Origin of the sequence: Streptomyces sp. Je 1-332, from assembly GCF_040730185.1 — a bacterium.
Lineage (GTDB): Bacteria > Actinomycetota > Actinomycetes > Streptomycetales > Streptomycetaceae > Streptomyces.
The window spans coordinates 2,062,697-2,080,038 of the sequence record NZ_CP160402.1 but is presented as its reverse complement, the minus strand read 5'-3'; the positions used below and the strand labels follow the sequence as shown (position 1 = coordinate 2,080,038).

Here is a 17,342-nt window from a genome sequence, read left to right as displayed (position 1 = left end):
GCGTTCGGACCGTCCCATTCGGCATCAGTCGTCGCGGCGCTTGACCGCGAGGCGGCGACACGTAACTCGAGGCGAGAGGCCTTCGACGTGGCAGCACCGCAGAACTACCTCGCAGTCATCAAAGTCATCGGTGTCGGCGGCGGTGGTGTCAATGCCATCAACCGGATGATCGAGGTCGGTCTCAAGGGCGTCGAGTTCATCGCCATCAACACCGACGCGCAAGCCCTGTTGATGAGCGACGCCGACGTCAAGCTCGACGTCGGCCGTGAACTCACCCGTGGCCTCGGCGCCGGAGCCAACCCGGCAGTCGGCCGCAAGGCGGCGGAGGACCACCGCGAGGAGATCGAGGAGGTCCTCAAGGGGGCCGACATGGTCTTCGTCACCGCCGGCGAAGGCGGTGGCACCGGCACCGGCGGCGCACCTGTCGTCGCCAACATCGCCCGCTCCCTGGGCGCCCTGACCATCGGCGTCGTGACCCGGCCGTTCACCTTCGAGGGCCGTCGTCGCGCCAACCAGGCCGAGGACGGGATCGCGGAGCTGCGCGAAGAGGTCGACACCCTCATCGTCATCCCCAACGACCGGCTCCTGTCCATCTCGGACCGTCAGGTCAGCGTTCTGGACGCCTTCAAGTCGGCGGACCAGGTCCTGCTCTCCGGTGTCCAGGGCATCACCGACCTCATCACGACCCCGGGTCTGATCAACCTCGACTTCGCCGACGTCAAGTCGGTCATGTCCGAGGCCGGTTCGGCGCTCATGGGCATCGGCTCGGCGCGCGGCGACGACCGCGCGGTGGCCGCCGCGGAGATGGCGATCTCCTCGCCGCTCCTGGAGGCGTCCATCGACGGAGCGCGGGGCGTCCTGCTCTCCATCTCCGGCGGCTCCGACCTCGGGCTCTTCGAGATCAACGAAGCGGCCCAACTGGTCAGCGAGGCGGCCCACCCCGAGGCCAACATCATCTTCGGCGCCGTCATCGACGACGCCCTGGGCGACGAGGTCAGGGTCACCGTCATCGCGGCGGGCTTCGACGGCGGTCAGCCGCCGTCCAAGCGCGACACCGTCCTCAGCTCGGCCTCGCCGTCCAAGCAGCGCGACGAGCAGCCGTCGGCCACGAGCCGCCCCGCCGAGTCCCGTTCGCCGTACGGCGGCCTCGGCAGCGTCACGTCGCACGAGGAGAAGCCGGCTCCGGAGCCGGTCGAGGTGACTCCGGTCAACGAGACCCCGTCCGCGCCCGTGGCCCCGCCGCAGGTTCCGCCGGCCCGTCCGTACTCGGACAGCCAGGCCGAAGAGCTGGACGTGCCGGACTTCCTGAAGTGATAAGCCGGCACAGCACCGTGAGCGGCGCGCACTTCGCCTTCACCGACAGGTGGGGCGGGGTGAGCGCCGTTCCGTACGAAGAGCTCAACCTCGGCGGCGCGGTCGGCGACGACCCGCGCGCCGTGCGCGACAACCGCGCGCTGGCCGCCACGTCGCTCGCCATCGCACCCGAGCGGGTCGTCTGGATGAACCAGGTCCACGGCCCCGACGTCGCCGTGGTCGACGGACCCTGGGGCGCCGAGACCGAGATCCCGGCGGTCGACGCCGTGGTGACCGCCCGCCGTGGCCTCGCCCTGGCGGTCCTGACCGCGGACTGCACGCCCGTCCTGCTCGCCGACCCGGTCGCCAAGGTCGCGGCGGCGGCTCACGCGGGGCGGCCCGGCATGCTGGCGGGGGTCGTCCCCGCCGCCGTCGAGGCGATGGGGAAGCTGGGCGCTGACCCGGCCCGCGTCGTCGCCCGCACGGGGCCCGCCGTCTGCGGCCGCTGCTACGAGGTGCCGGAGCCAATGCGCGCGGACGCCGCCGCGATCGAGCCCGCGGCGTACGCCGAGACGAGCTGGGGCACGCCGGCGGTCGACGTGACCGCGGGGGTGCACGCCCAGCTGGAGCGGCTCGGGGTGCACGACCGCGAGCAGTCGCCGGTGTGCACCTTGGAATCCGGTGACCACTTCTCGTACCGCCGCGACCGGACCACCGGTCGTCTGGCGGGCTATGTCTGGCTGGACTGATAGGGCATGACGGACCGTAAGTCTCAACTCGCCGCAAATCTGGCGCAGGTCGAGGAGCGCATCGCCGCGGCGTGCGCGGCGGCCGGGCGCAAGCGGGAAGAGGTGACCCTGATCGTGGTCACCAAGACCTATCCCGCGAGCGATGTGCGGATCCTCTCGGAGCTCGGGGTGCGCCATGTCGCCGAGAACCGTGACCAGGACGCGGCCCCCAAGGCCGCCGACTGCTCGGACCTTCCCCTTGCCTGGCACTTCGTCGGCCAGTTGCAGACCAACAAGGTCCGTTCCGTGGTCGGTTATGCCGATGTGGTCCAGTCCGTGGACCGTCCCAAGCTCGTCACCGCCCTGTCGGCCGGTGCGGTGCGGGCCGAGCGGCAGATCGGCTGTCTGATCCAGGTCGCCCTCGACGCCGAGGAGAACGGGCGGGGCGAGCGCGGGGGTGTGGGCCCCGGTGGCATCGAGGAGTTGGCCGGACTCGTGGCAGGGGCTCCGGGGCTGCGTCTCGACGGTCTGATGACCGTGGCGCCGCTCACCGGTCCGTACGCGGGGCGGCAACAGGCGGCGTTCGAGCGGCTGATGGAATTCTCAACCCTCATGCGCGCGGCTCATCCGGCTGCGAACATGGTGTCGGCAGGGATGAGTGCGGACCTCGAACAGGCCGTGGCGGCCGGAGCGACACATGTGCGCGTCGGTACGGCGGTACTCGGAGTCCGACCCGGGCTCGGGTAACGTCGCCAAGAAGTCGGACCACAGCAGAAAATATGGTCATTCTCGCTGTTGGGCGGGGAGACCTCGTGGATCGCGGGCAGTTGGTGACGACAGCCGATCCACCACAGAGCGGAGGACTCAGAGCATGGCCGGCGCGATGCGCAAGATGGCGGTCTACCTCGGCCTCGTGGAGGACGATGGGTACGACGGTCCGGGGTTCGACCCCGATGACGAGTTCGAACCCGAGCCGGAGCCCGAGCGGGACCGCAGGCGGCATGAACCGCCACACCAGTCGCACCAGTCCCGTCAGGCACACGTGTCAGATCGGGACGAATCGGTACGAGTGGTACAGCCCCCCGCACAGCGTGAACCGGTCGCCCATTCCGCTTCGCTGGCCGCGGAATCCGGACGTCCGGCACGAATCGCCCCCGTGGCATCCATCACACCTGAACGCCAGAGCCTGGAGAAGAACGCACCGGTGATCATGCCCAAGGTCGTGTCCGAGCGGGAGCCCTACCGCATCACCACGCTGCACCCGCGGACGTACAACGAGGCCCGTACCATCGGGGAACACTTCCGCGAGGGCACCCCGGTGATCATGAATCTGACCGAGATGGACGACACCGATGCGAAGCGACTTGTCGACTTTGCCGCCGGTCTGGTCTTCGGCCTCCATGGCAGCATTGAACGAGTGACGCAGAAGGTGTTCCTGTTGTCGCCTGCTAACGTCGATGTAACGGCGGAGGACAAGGCTCGCATCGCAGAGGGCGGGTTCTTCAACCAGAGCTGAGACGTGAGTGAAGCAGTAACGCAGAACCGGCAAACGCAGCACGAAGTAACAGGGGAGAGGGAACCGCGAACATGAGCGTGGTCTGGCAGGTGCTTTACATCGCGCTGATGTGCTTCCTCATCGTGCTGATCTTCCGGTTGGTCATGGACTACGTCTTCCAGTTCGCCCGCTCATGGCAACCCGGCAAGGCGATGGTGGTCATTTTGGAGGCCACCTACACTGTCACTGATCCACCGCTCAAGCTTCTGCGGCGGTTCATTCCGCCGCTGCGTCTCGGGGGCGTGGCGCTCGACCTGTCCTTCTTCGTACTGATGATCATCGTCTACATCCTGATCACCGTCGTCAGGTCGGTGTCTGTGTGAACGATACGGTCTTGCCGAATGCCGACGACTACGTTGAGGTGAAGAGATGCCGTTGACCCCCGAGGACGTGCGGAACAAGCAGTTCACGACCGTCCGCCTCCGAGAAGGCTATGACGAGGACGAGGTCGATGCCTTCCTCGATGAGGTCGAAGCCGAACTGACTCGCTTGCTCCGCGAGAACGAGGACCTGCGCGCCAAACTGGCCGCTGCCACCCGCGCCGCCGCGCAGAACCAGCAACAGGGCGGCATGCGCAAGCCTCCGGAACCGCAGGACCAGCGTGGTCCCGGCGCCCCGGTGCCCGCCGCAATATCGGGTCCGCAGCCGGTGCCGCCGCAGCAGCACCCGCAGCACCAGCAGATGGGCGGTCCGCCCCAGCTGCCCGGTGGTGCGCCGCAGCTGCCCGCAGGACCCAGTGGGCACGGCCCGCAGGGCGGTCCGCAGGGCCCCGGCCCGATGGGCCAGGGCGGTCCGATGGGCGGCCCCATGGGTGGTCCCATGGGCGGCCACGGTCCGCAGATGCCCCAGCCCGGCCAGGGCCCCGGCGGCGACAGCGCCGCGCGTGTGCTCTCCCTCGCCCAGCAGACCGCTGACCAGGCGATCGCGGAGGCCCGTTCCGAGGCCAACAAGATCGTCGGCGAGGCCCGCTCGCGCGCCGAGGGCCTCGAGCGTGACGCCCGTGCCAAGGCCGACGCCCTGGAGCGGGACGCGCAGGAGAAGCACCGCGTCGCGATGGGCTCCCTGGAGTCCGCCCGCGCCACGCTGGAGCGCAAGGTCGAGGACCTGCGTGGCTTCGAGCGCGAGTACCGCACGCGTCTGAAGTCCTACCTGGAGTCGCAGCTCCGTCAGCTGGAGACCCAGGCCGACGACTCGCTGGCCCCGCCGCGGACCCCGGCGACGGCTTCCCTTCCGCCGTCCCCGGCGCCTTCCATGGCACCGGCCGGTGCGGGCGCCCCGTCGTACGGCGGCCAGCAGTCCATGGGCGGCAACCAGCAGAACGCCGGTCCGTCCTACGGCGGCCAGCAGCAGATGTCGCCGGCGATGACCCAGCCGATGGCGCCGGTGCGGCCGCAGGCCCCGCAGCCCATGCAGCAGGCTCCGTCGCCGATGCGTGGCTTCCTCATCGACGAGGACGACAACTGACGGCCGTTTCCACGCCGTAGGCGTCGGCAGCGTTCAGGGCGAGGCCCCCAGTTCTTCTGGGGGCCTCGCCCTTTTGTGTGTCAGCACGCAAAGCCGAAGGCCCGGTCCCGCCGAGATCATCGGCGGGACCGGGCCTTCGGGGTTCCTGGCCGACTACGCCTTGCGGAGGCGGAACGTGAGCGCCAGGGACTCGTCCGTGAACGTCTCGCCGTACGCCTCGTCGGCCTCGCCCTGGGCGAAGTCCGTGGCGAGGACCTCGTCCGCGATGAGGCCGGAGTGGTCGGACAGGGCCGTGATCATGACCGGGTCCGTGGAGGTCCAGCGCAGGGCGATCCGGTCCGCGACGTCCAGGCCGCTGTTCTTGCGGGCCTCCTGGATCATGCGGATCGCGTCACGGGCCAGGCCCGCCCGGCGCAGCTCCTCGGTGATCTCCAGGTCGAGGGCGACCGTGGCGCCGGAGTCGGAGGCCACCGACCAGCCCTCGCGCGGGGTCTCCGTGATGATGACCTCGTCCGGGGCCAGCGTCACCTTCTCGCCGTCGACCTCGACCGACGCCGTGCCCTCGCGCAGCGCCAGGGACAGCGCGGCCGCGTCGGCGTCGGCGACGGCCTTGGCGACCGCCTGGACGCCCTTGCCGAACCGCTTGCCCAGCGCGCGGAAGTTGGCCTTCGCCGTCGTGTCGACCAGTGAGCCGCCGACCTCGGAGAGCGACGCGAGCGAGGAGACGTTGAGCTCCTCGGTGATCTGCGCGTGCAGCTCCGGGTTGAGCGTCTCGAAGCCCGTGGCGGCGATCAGCGCGCGCGACAGCGGCTGGCGGGTCTTGACGCCCGACTCCGCGCGCGTGGCGCGGCCCAGCTCCACCAGGCGGCGCACGAGGACCATCTGCTTCGACAGCTCAGGGTCGATCGCCGACAGGTCGGGCTCGGGCCAGGACGTCAGGTGGACCGACTCCGGGGCGTCCGGGGTGACCGGCACCACCAGGTCCTGCCAGACGCGCTCCGCGATGAACGGCGTCAGCGGGGCCATGAGACGCGTGACCGTCTCCAGGACCTCGTGCAGGGTGCGCAGGGCCGCCTTGTCGCCCTGCCAGAAGCGGCGGCGGGAACGGCGTACGTACCAGTTCGAGAGGTTGTCGACGAACGTGGACAGGAGCTTGCCCGCGCGCTGGGTGTCGTAGCCCTCCAGGGACTGCGTGACCTGGTCGGTGAGCGCGTGCAGCTCGCTGAGCAGCCAGCGGTCGAGGAGCGGGCGGTCGGCGGGCGCCGGGTCGGCGTCGCTGGGGGCCCACTTCGACGTGCGTGCGTACAGGGCCTGGAAGGCGACCGTGTTCCAGTACGTGAGGAGCGTCTTGCGGACGACCTCCTGGATGGTGCCGTGGCCCACGCGGCGTGCCGCCCACGGGGAGCCGCCGGCCGCCATGAACCAGCGCACCGCGTCGGCGCCGTGCTGGTCCATCAGCTGGATCGGCTCCAGGATGTTGCCCAGGTGCTTGGACATCTTGCGGCCGTCCTCGGCGAGGATGTGGCCGAGGCAGACGACGTTCTCGTAACTCGACTTGTCGAAGACCAGGGTGCCGACGGCCATCATCGTGTAAAACCAGCCGCGGGTCTGGTCGATGGCCTCCGAGATGAACTGCGCGGGGTAGCGGCTCTCGAAGAGCTCCTTGTTCTTGTGCGGGTATCCCCACTGCGCGAACGGCATCGAACCGGAGTCGTACCAGGCGTCGATGACCTCGGGGACGCGCGTGGCGGTCTCCTGGCAGGTCGGGCAGGGGAAGGTGACCGCGTCGATGTACGGGCGGTGCGGGTCGAGCTCCGACTGGTCGGTGCCCGTCAGGTCGGAGAGCTCGGCGCGCGAGCCGACGCACGTCAAGTGGCCTTCCTCGCAGCGCCAGATGGGCAGCGGGGTGCCCCAGTAGCGGTTGCGGGACAGCGCCCAGTCGACGTTGTTGGTGAGCCAGTCGCCGAAGCGGCCGTGCTTGACCGAGTCGGGGAACCAGTTGGTCTTCTCGTTCTCCTGGAGGAGGCGGTCCTTGATGGCCGTCGTGCGGATGTACCAGGACGGCTGCGCGTAGTAGAGGAGCGCGGTGTGGCAGCGCCAGCAGTGCGGATAGCTGTGCTCGTACGGGATGTGCCGGAAGAGCAGACCGCGGTCCTGGAGGTCCTCGGTGAGCTTTTCGTCGGCCTTCTTGAAGAAGACGCCGCCTACCAGCGGGACGTCCTCCTCGAAGGTGCCGTCGGGGCGCACCGGGTTCACGACCGGGAGGCCGTAGGCGCGGCAGACCTTGAGGTCGTCCTCACCGAAGGCGGGGGACTGGTGGACCAGACCGGTGCCGTCCTCGGTGGTCACGTACTCGGCGTTCACCACGAAGTGGGCCGGTGCCGGGAACTCCACGAGCTCGAAGGGACGCTGGTAGGTCCAGCGCTCCATCTCGGCGCCGGTGAACATCTGGCCCGTGGTCTCCCAGCCCTCGCCGAGGGCCTTCTCGACGAGCGGCTCGGCGACGACGAGCTTCTCCTCACCGTTCGTCGCGACGACGTACGTGACGTCGGGGTGCGCGGCGACCGCGGTGTTGGAGACGAGGGTCCACGGGGTGGTCGTCCACACCAGGAGGGCCGCCTCGCCCGCCAGCGGGCCGCCGGTGAGCGGGAAACGGACGAAGACGGACGGGTCGACGACCGTCTCGTAGCCCTGCGCCAGCTCGTGGTCGGACAGGCCCGTGCCGCAGCGCGGGCACCAGGGGGCGACGCGGTGGTCCTGGACCAGGAGGTCCTTGTTGAAGATCTCCTTCAGGGACCACCAGACGGAGTCGACGTACTCGGGGTTCATTGTGCGGTACGCGTCGTCGAGGTCGACCCAGTAGCCCATGCGGGTCGTGAGGTCGGCGAAGGCGTCGGTGTGCCGGGTGACGGACTCGCGGCACTTGGCGTTGAACTCGGCGATGCCGTACGCCTCGATGTCCTTCTTGCCGTTGAACCCGAGCTCCTTCTCGACCGCGAGCTCCACGGGGAGGCCGTGGCAGTCCCAGCCGGCCTTGCGGGCGACGTGATAGCCCCGCATGGTGCGAAAGCGCGGGAAGACGTCCTTGAAGACGCGGGCCTCGATGTGGTGGGCGCCCGGCATGCCGTTGGCGGTGGGCGGACCTTCGTAGAACACCCACTCGGGGCGGCCCTCGGACTGCTCCAGGCTCTTGGCGAAGATCTTCTGCTCGCGCCAGAAGTCGAGCACGGCGTGCTCGAGGGCGGGCAGGTCGACCTGGGCGGGCACCTGGCGGTACTGCGGCTGCGTGTGCAACGGCTGCGTGTTCAACGCGCTTCCTCCGGCGGACGATTTCGTTCCGTCGGAGGGACGAGAGCCCTTGTCGTGCTCCCGCGGTACCACCCTCCTTGGCCCTCCGTGCGCGGGTGGCGCACGGGAAAGCCCCCTCATTGGGGTCGCGATGCCGGGTCTACTGGCCGCTGCCTGGGGCTTCGGCTTTCTTCCGGCGGCTCCGGGGTGATCTTCGCGTCGCGCCTGCCCCCGGGCTCACACCGTCCCCGGGTCGCTCATGGCCGCGTACGCCGCTACTCGTCCCCATCCACGCTTCTCGCTGTGCCCAGTGTACGGGGCGGGGGCGGGCGGGGCCGACCGGTTTTCGGGGCGGCGGGCGGGGGCCTCAGGCGTGCTGGGGGACCTCGTCACGGAGGGAGTCGCGGACCATCTTCCGCAGCTCCGCGCTGTCGGTGTGACCGTGTACCGACACGGCGTGCTCGCTGGCGGCGCGGACCACTTCCTCCTCCTCGCCGGAGATCGCGAGGGTGCAGTTCGTCTCGCTCGGGAATTCTCGGCAGTCGGCTGTCTTGCGCATGACGCACCTTCTCTGGTCATGCACCAGTTTATGCCTGTTCGGGGCCTGGATACGGGCTCGGGCCCGGAGCCGTCGAGGCCACCGGGGCTGACCCGAATGGCGACATGCGCGGCGTCCGTCTCCCGGCCCGTCATGGCGGGCGGATTACCGGGCTGGGAGCTGGGCACAACGCATGCATGCTCGCCGCGCGGCACCCGTGGGGCGGGCGTATCGAGCGGCGTGCCCCGTTGCCGCGGACCCTGAGTCGATTTATCGTCCCAGCACGATTGCGCGTGCAAGATCACAAAATGTGAAGGGGCCGCGGCCATGGTGGCGAAGAAGACCGCCGTACAGCATTCGGCGTCAGGCAGATCCACGGGCGCGGCCACCAAGAAGACGGCTGCGAAGAAGACCGCGGCCAAGAAGACCGCCGCCACGAAGACCGCCGCCAAGAAGGCCGTGGCGAAGAAGGCAGCCGTCAAGAAGGCCGTGGCGAAGAAGGCGGTCGCCAAGGTCGCCGACATCGGCAAGAAGTCGGAGGCCGGGGCCGCGGACGACGCGACCCAGGAAGCCGCCGCCGCGAAGAAGGCTCCCGCGGCGAAGAAGGCCCCCGTGGCGAAGAAGAGCGCGGCCAAGAAGACAGTTGCCAAGAAGGCAGCCGGCAAGAAGAGCACGGCCAAGAAGACGGCTGCGACAGTGGCCGAGGGCGCGGCTCAGGCCGCGGAGACGACGGGAGCCACGACAGTGGTCACGAAGAAGACTCCGGGCACGGCGACGGCGGCCAAGAAGCCGACGGCGGTGCCCAAGGCGCGTGTCGCGGCGGCGGAGCCCGGTGAGCTCGCGGTCCGCCCCGGCGAGGACCCCTGGACCCCGGAGGAGGTCGAGGAGGCCCGTGCGGAGCTCCAGAGCGAGGCGCTGCGGCTCGGCAGCGAGATCACTTCCTCCGAGGACGCCCTGGCGGGCCTGATGCGCGACTCCGGGGACGGCGCCGGCGACGACGACGCGGACACCGGCACGAAGAACATCACCCGGGAACACGAGATGTCGCTGGCCGCCAACGCGCGCGAGATGCTCGAACAGACCGAGCGCGCCCTGGAGCGTCTCGACGCAGGGACGTACGGCATCTGCGAGAACTGCGGCAATCCCGTCGGCAAGGCGCGGATGCAGGCCTTCCCCCGGGCGACCCTGTGCATGGACTGCAAGCAGAAGCAGGAACGGCGCTACTGAACACGGCCTGACCACCTGGTGCCGTACGTGTGTGCCGTACCCTCGTCCCCAGTCAGGTACCTAGGTTGAGGGACTCACGTGGCAGAGGCGGAGCGCATCATCGGTACGCCGGACAACCCTGAGGCGGCTGGGGCCGAGCCGGAGCGCTCCGCCCCGGGCTCCGGCGACGCGGCGGGGCAGGACGAGCAGGTCTCGCCGGACGAGCAGCGGCCCAAGGGCAAGCGCAAGCTCCTGGCCCTGTTCGCGGTGGCCGCGTTCGCGTACGCCCTGGACCTCGTCAGCAAGATGATCGTCGTCGCCAAGCTCGAGCACCACGAGCCGATCGAGGTCATCGGGGACCTGCTGCAGTTCAACGCCATCCGGAACGCGGGCGCGGCCTTCGGCATGGGCGAGGCGTTCACCGTGATCTTCACCTTCATCGCGGCCGCGGTGATCGTGGTGATCGCCCGGCTGGCCCGCAAGCTCTACAGCCTGCCGTGGGCGATCGCGCTCGGCATGCTGCTCGGCGGAGCCCTCGGGAACCTCACCGACCGGATCTTCCGTGCCCCCGGAGTGTTCGAGGGAGCGGTGGTCGACTTCATCGCGCCGAAGGGCTTCGCGGTGTTCAACCTCGCGGACTCGGCGATCGTGTGCGGCGGCTTCCTGATCGTGATCCTGTCCTTCCGCGGCCTGGACCCGGACGGGACCGTCCACAAGGACTGAGCGCTCGGGGCGAGGGGCTCGCGGTGCGGGAGTGTCAGCGGCCTCCTGCATACTCAATGGGTGAGCACGATTCCCGAGATCCGTACCCTGCCCGTGCCGGACGGCCTGGAGGGCGAGCGCGTCGACGCCGCCATCTCCCGCATGTTCGGTTTTTCCCGCACGAAGGCCGCCGAGCTGGCGGCGGCAGGCAAGGTGATGGTCGACGGCAGCGTGGTCGGCAAGTCCGAGCGTGTGCACGGCGGCGCCTGGCTGGAGGTGGAGATGCCGCAGGCGCCCGCTCCGGTGCAGATCGTCGCCGAGCCCGTCGAGGGCATGGAGATCATCCATGACGACGACGACATCCTCGTGATCGTCAAGCCGGTGGGCGTGGCCGCGCATCCGAGCCCCGGCTGGAGTGGCACCACGGTGATCGGCGGCCTCGCGGCCGCCGGGTACCGCATCTCGACCTCCGGTGCCGCCGAGCGCCAGGGCATCGTGCACCGCCTCGACGTGGGCACCTCCGGTCTTATGGTGGTCGCCAAGTCCGAGCGCGCGTACACCTCCCTGAAGCGGCAGTTCAAGGAGCGCACGGTCGACAAGCGCTACAACGCGCTCGTGCAGGGCCACCCCGACCCGATGAGCGGCACGATCGACGCCCCCATCGGCCGCCACCCGAACCACGACTACAAGTGGGCGGTCACGGCCGAGGGCAAGCCCTCCGTCACGCACTACGACCTCATCGAGGCGTTCCGGGCGGCCTCGCTGCTCGACATCAAGCTGGAGACGGGCCGCACGCACCAGATCCGCGTGCACATGGCGGCCCACCGCCACCCGTGCGTGGGCGACCTGACGTACGGCGCGGACCCGACCCTCGGCAAGCGGCTCGGTCTCACGCGCCAGTGGCTGCACGCCGTGCGGCTCGGCTTCGAGCACCCCGGGGACGGCCAGTGGGTGGAGTTCGAGAGCACCTACCCCGACGACCTCCAGCAGGCGCTGGACCGGGTGCGGGCGGAGAGCTCATGAGCGCCAAGGTCACCTGCCGGGTCGCGGTCGAGCCCGACGACCTGGAGGCCTGCTTCGCGGTCCGCAAGGAAGTCTTCGTCGTGGAGCAGCAGGTCCCCGAGGACCTCGAGTACGACGCGTACGACGCCGACGCGGTGCACGTCATCGCGGTCCGCGACGACGGTCTTCCGCTGGGCACGGGCCGGCTGCTCACCGGCGAGGCGGCCGCGGCCAAGAACGGCGGCGACGCCGAGGTGGGCGCGCTCGGCCGGCTCGCGGTGGCCAAGGCCGCGCGCGGCCTCGGTGTGGGAGCCGCCCTGGTGCGGGCGATAGAGGACGCGGCACGCGCGCGTGGCCTCACCGCCGTGGACCTGCACGCGCAGACGCATGCCCTGGGGTTCTACGAACGTCTGGGATACGAGGTGTACGGCCCCGAGTTCCCGGACGCGGGCATCCCGCACCGTGCGATGCGCAAGGCGCTGGGCTAGCGGCGCAACCGGCGTTGAGCCGGTTCGGGGGGAACGCGTGGCAGGGTTGAGGTCTTGATCGTCCGAGTCTCGGACACCTTCGACCCGAACTCCTTCGAACCGCCTCGAAACCGCCGGAGGGCGCACCGTGGACCAGCTGGCGCTGCTGCTCATTCTCTTGCTCGGGGCCGTGGTGACGGTGCCGCTCGGGGAGCGGCTCGGGCTGCCCGCGCCCGTCCTCATGACGCTGGCCGGGATCGCGCTCGCGTTCGTCAGCTGGGTGCCGAACATCGAGATCCCGCCGGACTACATCCTCCCGCTGGTGCTGCCGCCCTTGCTGTACGCGGCCGTCCAGCGCACCTCCTGGCGGCAGTTCACGGCCAACAGACGCCCCATCTTCCTGCTCGCCGTGGCCCTGGTCTTCGTGACGACCGCCGCGGTCGCCGCCATCGCCAACTCGGTGGTCCCCGGGCTTCCGATCGCCGCTGCCGTGGCGCTCGGCGCGCTCGTGGCGCCGCCCGACCCGGTCGCAGCGACGGCCGTCGCCGGGTCGCTCGGGCTGCCGCGGCGGCTCGTGTCGATCCTGGAGGGTGAGGGGCTCTTCAACGACGTCACGGCGATCGTGCTCTACCACGTTGCGATCGCGGCGACGATCAGCGGGACGTTCTCGTGGCCGTCCGCGGTGGGGCAGCTGGTGCTCTCCGGAGTGGTCGCCGTCGCCGTGGGATTCGCGCTCGGCTGGGTCACCAACAAGCTCATGGGGCTGCTCGGCGATGCCACCCTGCAGACCGGCCTGACGCTGCTCGTGCCCTTCGTGAGCTACGTGCTGGCCGAGGAGCTGCTCGGCTCCGGTGTGCTCGCCGTACTGACGACCGCGCTCTATCTCGCGGAGCACAGCGCGGACGCCGACGACGTGCTCGGCCGGATCACCGGGCAGACCTTCTGGCAGATCGTCGACACCCTGGTCACCGGTGTCGCCTTCGGGCTCATCGGGCTCGAACTGCACAACGTCTTCGGCACGGCGAGCGGCCGTGAGATGCAGATGCTCGGCTGGGGCGCGGCGGTCGTCGCGGTCGTCGTCGGCGTACGACTGCTGTGGCTGCTGCCCGCGACCTGGCTCGCCAAGCGGCTGCACAAGCTGCGGGACGTCGACGAGGAGATCCCGACGACCTGGCGCGAGACCGTCGTCATGTGGTGGTCCGGGATGCGCGGAGTGGCCTCCGTGGCCCTCGCCCTGGCCATTCCGCTCAAGATGGAGAACGGCGACCCCTTCCCGGCCCGCGACGAGATCATCTTCATCGCCTTCTGTGTGATCATGGCCACCCTCGTCGTCCAGGGGCTCACGCTGCCCTGGCTGGTGAAGAAGCTCGGGGTGCGTGCGGACACCGACGCCGAGCGGGCCGTCGAGCGGGACCTCGCCATCCGGGCGGCCAAGGCGGCCAAGCGCCGCCTCAAGGAGATCGAGGAGGTCGAGGAGCTGCCGGAGGACCTCTCCGAGCGGCTGCTGCGCGGGGCCTTCGACATCGGGGCCAGGATCAGCCCCGACATCGTCGACGACGAGCGGCGCGAGCGGTACTCCAAGCGCGCCGACCGGCTCAAGGCGGTCCAGCGCATCCAGCGCGACATGATGTCGGCCGCCCGTCACGAGATCCTCGCCGCGCGCAGCGAACCCGGCGCCGATCCGGAGATCGTCGACCGGGTCCTGCACCAGCTGGACGTACGCAGCCTGCGGTCCTGAGAGAGGCCCACCAGGCCCGCGGGTTCAGCCCCGGCCCGTGCGCGGCACGATCGGCGGGGGCGGATGCGGATGGTCGTCGTCCGGCGGCAGCTCGGCCCAGGCCGTGGAGACCTTCGGCAGCGCGTACGCGTGGTGGTCGGTCAGCCAGCGGACCAGATGCTCGCGCACCGTCACCCGCACCGTCCAGATGTCGTCCGCGTCCTTGGCGGTGACCAGGGCGCGGACCTCGATCGTGTTCGGCGTCGTGTCCGTGACCGCTAGGCCCCAGTCCCTGCCGTCCCAGGCCGCGCACTCGCGCAGGATGTCCTGGAGCTTCTCGCGCATCTCGGTGATGGGCGCGGAGTGGTCCAGCTGGAAGAAGACCGTGCCGGTCATCTGGGAGCCGCCGCGCGACCAGTTCTCGAAGGGCTTCGACACGAAGTACGAGACCGGCATCGTGATCCGGCGCTCGTCCCAGGTCCGTACGGCAAGGAAGGTCAGCGTGATCTCGTCGATCGTGCCCCACTCGCCGTCCACGACGACCGTGTCGCCGATCCGCACCATGTCGCCGAACGCGATCTGCAGCCCAGCGAAGAGATTGGCGAGGGTGGACTGGGCCGCGACGCCCGCGACGATGCCGAGTACGCCGGCCGACGCGAGCAGGGACGTCCCGGCCGCCTGCATGGCGGGGAACGTGAGGAGCATCGCCCCGACGGCCACCACACCGACGATCGCGGTGACCACCCGCTGGATGAGGGTGACCTGCGTACGCACCCTGCGGACGCGGGCCGGATCGCGGTGGGCGTTGGCGTACTGGGCGTAGGTGGCCTCGACGATGGCGGTCGCGATGCGGACCAGGAGCCAGGCCACCGAGCCGATGAGCACGAGGGTCAGGGTCTGGCCGATGCCCGCCGAATGGTCCTCGGCGATCTTGGCCTGCCCGAAGGAGCCGCGCAACAAGGTGGCGCACATGACGAGTTGGAGCGGCAGCCTGCAGCGGCGCAGCAGGCCCCACAGGGGGTTGTCGGGGTGACGGTCGTCGGCCCGGCGCAGCAGCACATCGGCCAGCCATCCCACGGCCAGCGTGAGCACGACCGAGCCGCCGACCACGATCAACGGACGCAGTACGTTCTCCATGCCCCCGAGGGTAGGTGGCACGATGGCCTCATGAACATCATGCTTTTCCACTCGACGTACGGGCTGCGGCCCGCGGTGCACGCGGCGGCCGACCGGCTGCGCGCGGAAGGACACGAGGTGTGGACGCCCGACCTCTTCGACGGGCGCACCTTCGACACCGTCGAGGAAGGCATGGCCTTCAAGGACGAGCTCGGCAAGGACGAGCTCCTGAAGCGGGCGATTCTGGCCTCCGCGCCCTACTCCGAGCGGGGTCTGGTCTATGCCGGGTTCTCGCTCGGCGCCGCCACCGCGCAGACCCTCGCCCTCGGCGACGACAAGGCGCGCGGGCTGCTTCTCCTGCACGGCACGTCCGACATCGCGGAGAACACGACGGCGGACGAGCTGCCGGTGCAGCTGCACGTCGCCGAGCCGGATCCGTTCGAGACGGACGACTGGCTGAGCGCGTGGTACCTCCAGATGGGGCGCGCGGGCGCCGACGTCGAGGTCTACCGCTACGCCGGAGCCGGACACATCTACACCGACCCCGATCTCGACGACTTCGACGCGGAGGCGGCCGAGGCGACGTGGCGGACGGCGATCGGCTTCCTGGAATCCCTCTGACCGGTCACTCGGTGGGCCCTCACGCGCGCGTGCAGGTCACCCGGTGACCCTCACGCCCGCGTGCACCGGCCCACCGGAGCGCTCGCGGGCGGCTTGCAGATCAGGCCGAAGTCGTCGCTGCTGGAGCTGAGATACCGCCCGGCGCACTCCTTGTCGGTGGTCCTGCCGCGCTCGGCGCAGAACCGCAGGGCGGCACGGCCGTCCGCGAAGGGCCCGCGAGCGTAGATCACCCAGTAGCCCGGTCGCAGCGACGCGTAGTCGTCACTGCGCAGATACCGCGCCTCCGGCACGTCCTTGCGCACGACAGCGAGCCTGCGGTCGCGGGTATCCGCGCCCGTGCCGACGGGCTCGGAGTGGAGCTGGGCGATCCAGCTGCCCGCAGCGGGCGGGACGCCGGGCGATGACTCGGGTGCCGTGGTCGGGCTCCTGCCCGGGTCCGGATTCTTGCCCGGCGCCGAACTCCTGCCCGTCTCAGGGCTCTTGGACGCCTTGACGGGCTCCGACGAAGCCTTGGACGAAGCCTCCGCGGAGGCGCCGCCCTTGCCCTCCGCCCCGCCCGTCCCCGACCCGCCCCGCAGGGCGAGCACCAGCGCGGCGCCGGCCACCAGGGCGAGCACCACGGCGACCACCGCGAGGAGCACCGGCGTACGTCGTCGGGGCTCGGCGGGCGGCGGCTCCACCGGGAGCGCCGGCCGGTCGGAGGTCTCCGTCGGCTGCCAGGAGACGCCGCTCGCCACCGCGGCGAGCATGGCGTCCAGGCGCTCCGCGTCCGGGCGCAGCGCCGGGTCGCGCACCAGGAGGGCGTTCAGGACCGGGGTGAGCGCCCCCGAGCGCGTCGGCGGCGGCACGGGCTCGTCGAGCACGGCGGCGAGCGTGGCGAGCGTCGTGGCGCGGCGCAGCGGGCTGACGCCCTCCATGGCGAGGTACAGGACGAGGCCGAGTGACCAGAGGTCGGCCGCCGGGCCCTGGTCCGTGCCGCGGATGCGCTCGGGCGCCATGTACTCGGGTGAGCCGATCAGGTCGCCGGTCGCGGTGAGCTGCGTGGAGCCCAGGAGCGTGGCGATGCCGAAGTCCGTGAGGACCACGGAGGGGCCTTGGCCGCCGGAGGTCTCGCCCCGCAGCAGGATGTTGGCGGGCTTCACGTCCCGGTGCAGGATGCCCGCCGCGTGGGCGACGCGCAGCGCCGAGAGCAGCTCGCGGCCGATGCGTGCCGCCTCGCGCGGCGTCAACGTGCCCTGTTCCAGGAGGTCTTGGAGCGTGCGTCCCGGCAGCAGCTCCATCACCAGCCAGGGGTGCGGGCCCGTGTCCACGATGTGGTGGATCGTCACCACGTGCGGGTGGTTGAGCCGGGCCAGCGCCCTGGCCTCGCGCAGCACGCGCTCCCGCAGGACGCGTGACTGCTCGCCCGTCAGCTCCCGTGCGGCGGGCCGCACCTCCTTGATGGCCACCTCGCGGTGCAGCACGGTGTCACGCGCTCGCCACACCGTGCCCATACCGCCGCTGCCGAGCCGCTCCAGCAGCTCGAAGCGCCCGTCCACCACGTCCCCCTGGCCACTCATGTCGTTAGGGTAAGGGGCGTCGGCGACGGGCGTGACCCGGGTCGGCGTCGCCCGAAGAGCGGGCGAACGACTGAACGTTCGCCCGC

At 70.4% G+C, this 17,342-nt stretch carries 16 protein-coding genes; 12 read left to right on the top strand and 4 right to left on the bottom strand.

The annotated features are described in order from the left end of the window. The first annotated feature begins 87 nt into the window (after window positions 1-87). From ftsZ to ABXJ52_RS09665, 6 genes are all read left to right on the top strand, one after another. Complete coding sequence (gene ftsZ / locus ABXJ52_RS09690; protein ID WP_367040967.1) at window positions 88-1,314, top strand: cell division protein FtsZ; 1,227 nt, start codon at window positions 88-90, stop codon at window positions 1,312-1,314. Then, a complete protein-coding gene (pgeF, locus tag ABXJ52_RS09685) occupies window positions 1,311-2,042 on the top strand; it encodes a peptidoglycan editing factor PgeF (RefSeq protein WP_367040965.1) in 732 nt (243 codons plus the stop codon). Before ftsZ ends, pgeF begins: the two co-directional genes overlap by 4 nt. 6 nt (window positions 2,043-2,048) lie before the next feature. Beyond that, window positions 2,049-2,768, top strand: coding sequence for a YggS family pyridoxal phosphate-dependent enzyme (locus tag ABXJ52_RS09680; protein WP_367040963.1), 720 nt, complete (start codon window positions 2,049-2,051; stop codon window positions 2,766-2,768). A gap of 124 nt (window positions 2,769-2,892) precedes the next feature. After that, complete coding sequence (sepF, locus tag ABXJ52_RS09675) at window positions 2,893-3,537, top strand: cell division protein SepF (protein WP_367040961.1); 645 nt, start codon at window positions 2,893-2,895, stop codon at window positions 3,535-3,537. A 71-nt stretch (window positions 3,538-3,608) separates the two neighbouring features. Then, window positions 3,609-3,899: a YggT family protein gene (locus ABXJ52_RS09670; protein WP_160504525.1), complete on the top strand. Its 291-nt coding sequence runs from the start codon at window positions 3,609-3,611 to the stop codon at window positions 3,897-3,899. Window positions 3,900-3,945: 46 nt separating this feature from the next. After that, window positions 3,946-5,040: a DivIVA domain-containing protein gene (locus ABXJ52_RS09665; RefSeq protein ID WP_367040958.1), complete on the top strand. Its 1,095-nt coding sequence runs from the start codon at window positions 3,946-3,948 to the stop codon at window positions 5,038-5,040. Window positions 5,041-5,193: 153 nt separating this feature from the next. Here the strand turns inward: ABXJ52_RS09665 and ileS are convergent, their stop codons facing one another. Together ileS and ABXJ52_RS09655 are read right to left on the bottom strand one after the other, a co-directional pair. Next, complete coding sequence (gene ileS, locus ABXJ52_RS09660) at window positions 5,194-8,334, bottom strand: isoleucine--tRNA ligase (protein ID WP_367048928.1); 3,141 nt, start codon at window positions 8,332-8,334, stop codon at window positions 5,194-5,196. A gap of 361 nt (window positions 8,335-8,695) precedes the next feature. Then, complete coding sequence (locus ABXJ52_RS09655; RefSeq protein ID WP_367040956.1) at window positions 8,696-8,887, bottom strand: DUF1059 domain-containing protein; 192 nt, start codon at window positions 8,885-8,887, stop codon at window positions 8,696-8,698. Window positions 8,888-9,193: 306 nt separating this feature from the next. On the opposite strand from ABXJ52_RS09655, the gene ABXJ52_RS09650 reads away from it, so the two are divergent. The 5 genes from ABXJ52_RS09650 (at window position 9,194) to ABXJ52_RS09630 (ending at window position 13,981) form a co-directional block, all read left to right on the top strand. Further along, a complete protein-coding gene (locus ABXJ52_RS09650; protein ID WP_367040954.1) occupies window positions 9,194-10,093 on the top strand; it encodes a TraR/DksA C4-type zinc finger protein in 900 nt (299 codons plus the stop codon). Between the two features lie 78 nt (window positions 10,094-10,171). Next, a complete protein-coding gene (lspA, locus tag ABXJ52_RS09645) occupies window positions 10,172-10,795 on the top strand; it encodes a signal peptidase II (protein ID WP_367040952.1) in 624 nt (207 codons plus the stop codon). A 60-nt stretch (window positions 10,796-10,855) separates the two neighbouring features. Next, window positions 10,856-11,797, top strand: a complete 942-nt coding sequence (locus ABXJ52_RS09640; RefSeq protein ID WP_367040950.1) for an RluA family pseudouridine synthase — start codon at window positions 10,856-10,858, stop codon at window positions 11,795-11,797. Continuing rightward, window positions 11,794-12,264 (top strand): GNAT family N-acetyltransferase, encoded by a 471-nt coding sequence (locus ABXJ52_RS09635; protein ID WP_367040948.1) that lies wholly within the window; start codon window positions 11,794-11,796, stop codon window positions 12,262-12,264. Before ABXJ52_RS09640 ends, ABXJ52_RS09635 begins: the two co-directional genes overlap by 4 nt. Window positions 12,265-12,391: 127 nt before the next feature. Then, window positions 12,392-13,981, top strand: coding sequence for a Na+/H+ antiporter (locus ABXJ52_RS09630; RefSeq protein ID WP_367040946.1), 1,590 nt, complete (start codon window positions 12,392-12,394; stop codon window positions 13,979-13,981). Between the two features lie 24 nt (window positions 13,982-14,005). On the opposite strand, the gene ABXJ52_RS09625 is transcribed toward ABXJ52_RS09630, so the two are convergent. Next, complete coding sequence (locus ABXJ52_RS09625) at window positions 14,006-15,097, bottom strand: mechanosensitive ion channel domain-containing protein (RefSeq protein ID WP_367040944.1); 1,092 nt, start codon at window positions 15,095-15,097, stop codon at window positions 14,006-14,008. Between the two features lie 30 nt (window positions 15,098-15,127). On the opposite strand from ABXJ52_RS09625, the gene ABXJ52_RS09620 reads away from it, so the two are divergent. Beyond that, window positions 15,128-15,697 carry a dienelactone hydrolase family protein gene (locus tag ABXJ52_RS09620; RefSeq protein WP_367040942.1) on the top strand — a complete coding sequence of 190 codons (570 nt, stop codon included), beginning with the start codon at window positions 15,128-15,130 and terminating at the stop codon, window positions 15,695-15,697. 50 nt (window positions 15,698-15,747) lie between these two features. On the opposite strand, the gene ABXJ52_RS09615 is transcribed toward ABXJ52_RS09620, so the two are convergent. Next, on the bottom strand, window positions 15,748-17,256 hold the full coding sequence (locus ABXJ52_RS09615) for a serine/threonine-protein kinase (RefSeq protein ID WP_367040940.1): 1,509 nt from the start codon (window positions 17,254-17,256) through the stop codon (window positions 15,748-15,750). Window positions 17,257-17,342 lie beyond the last annotated feature (86 nt).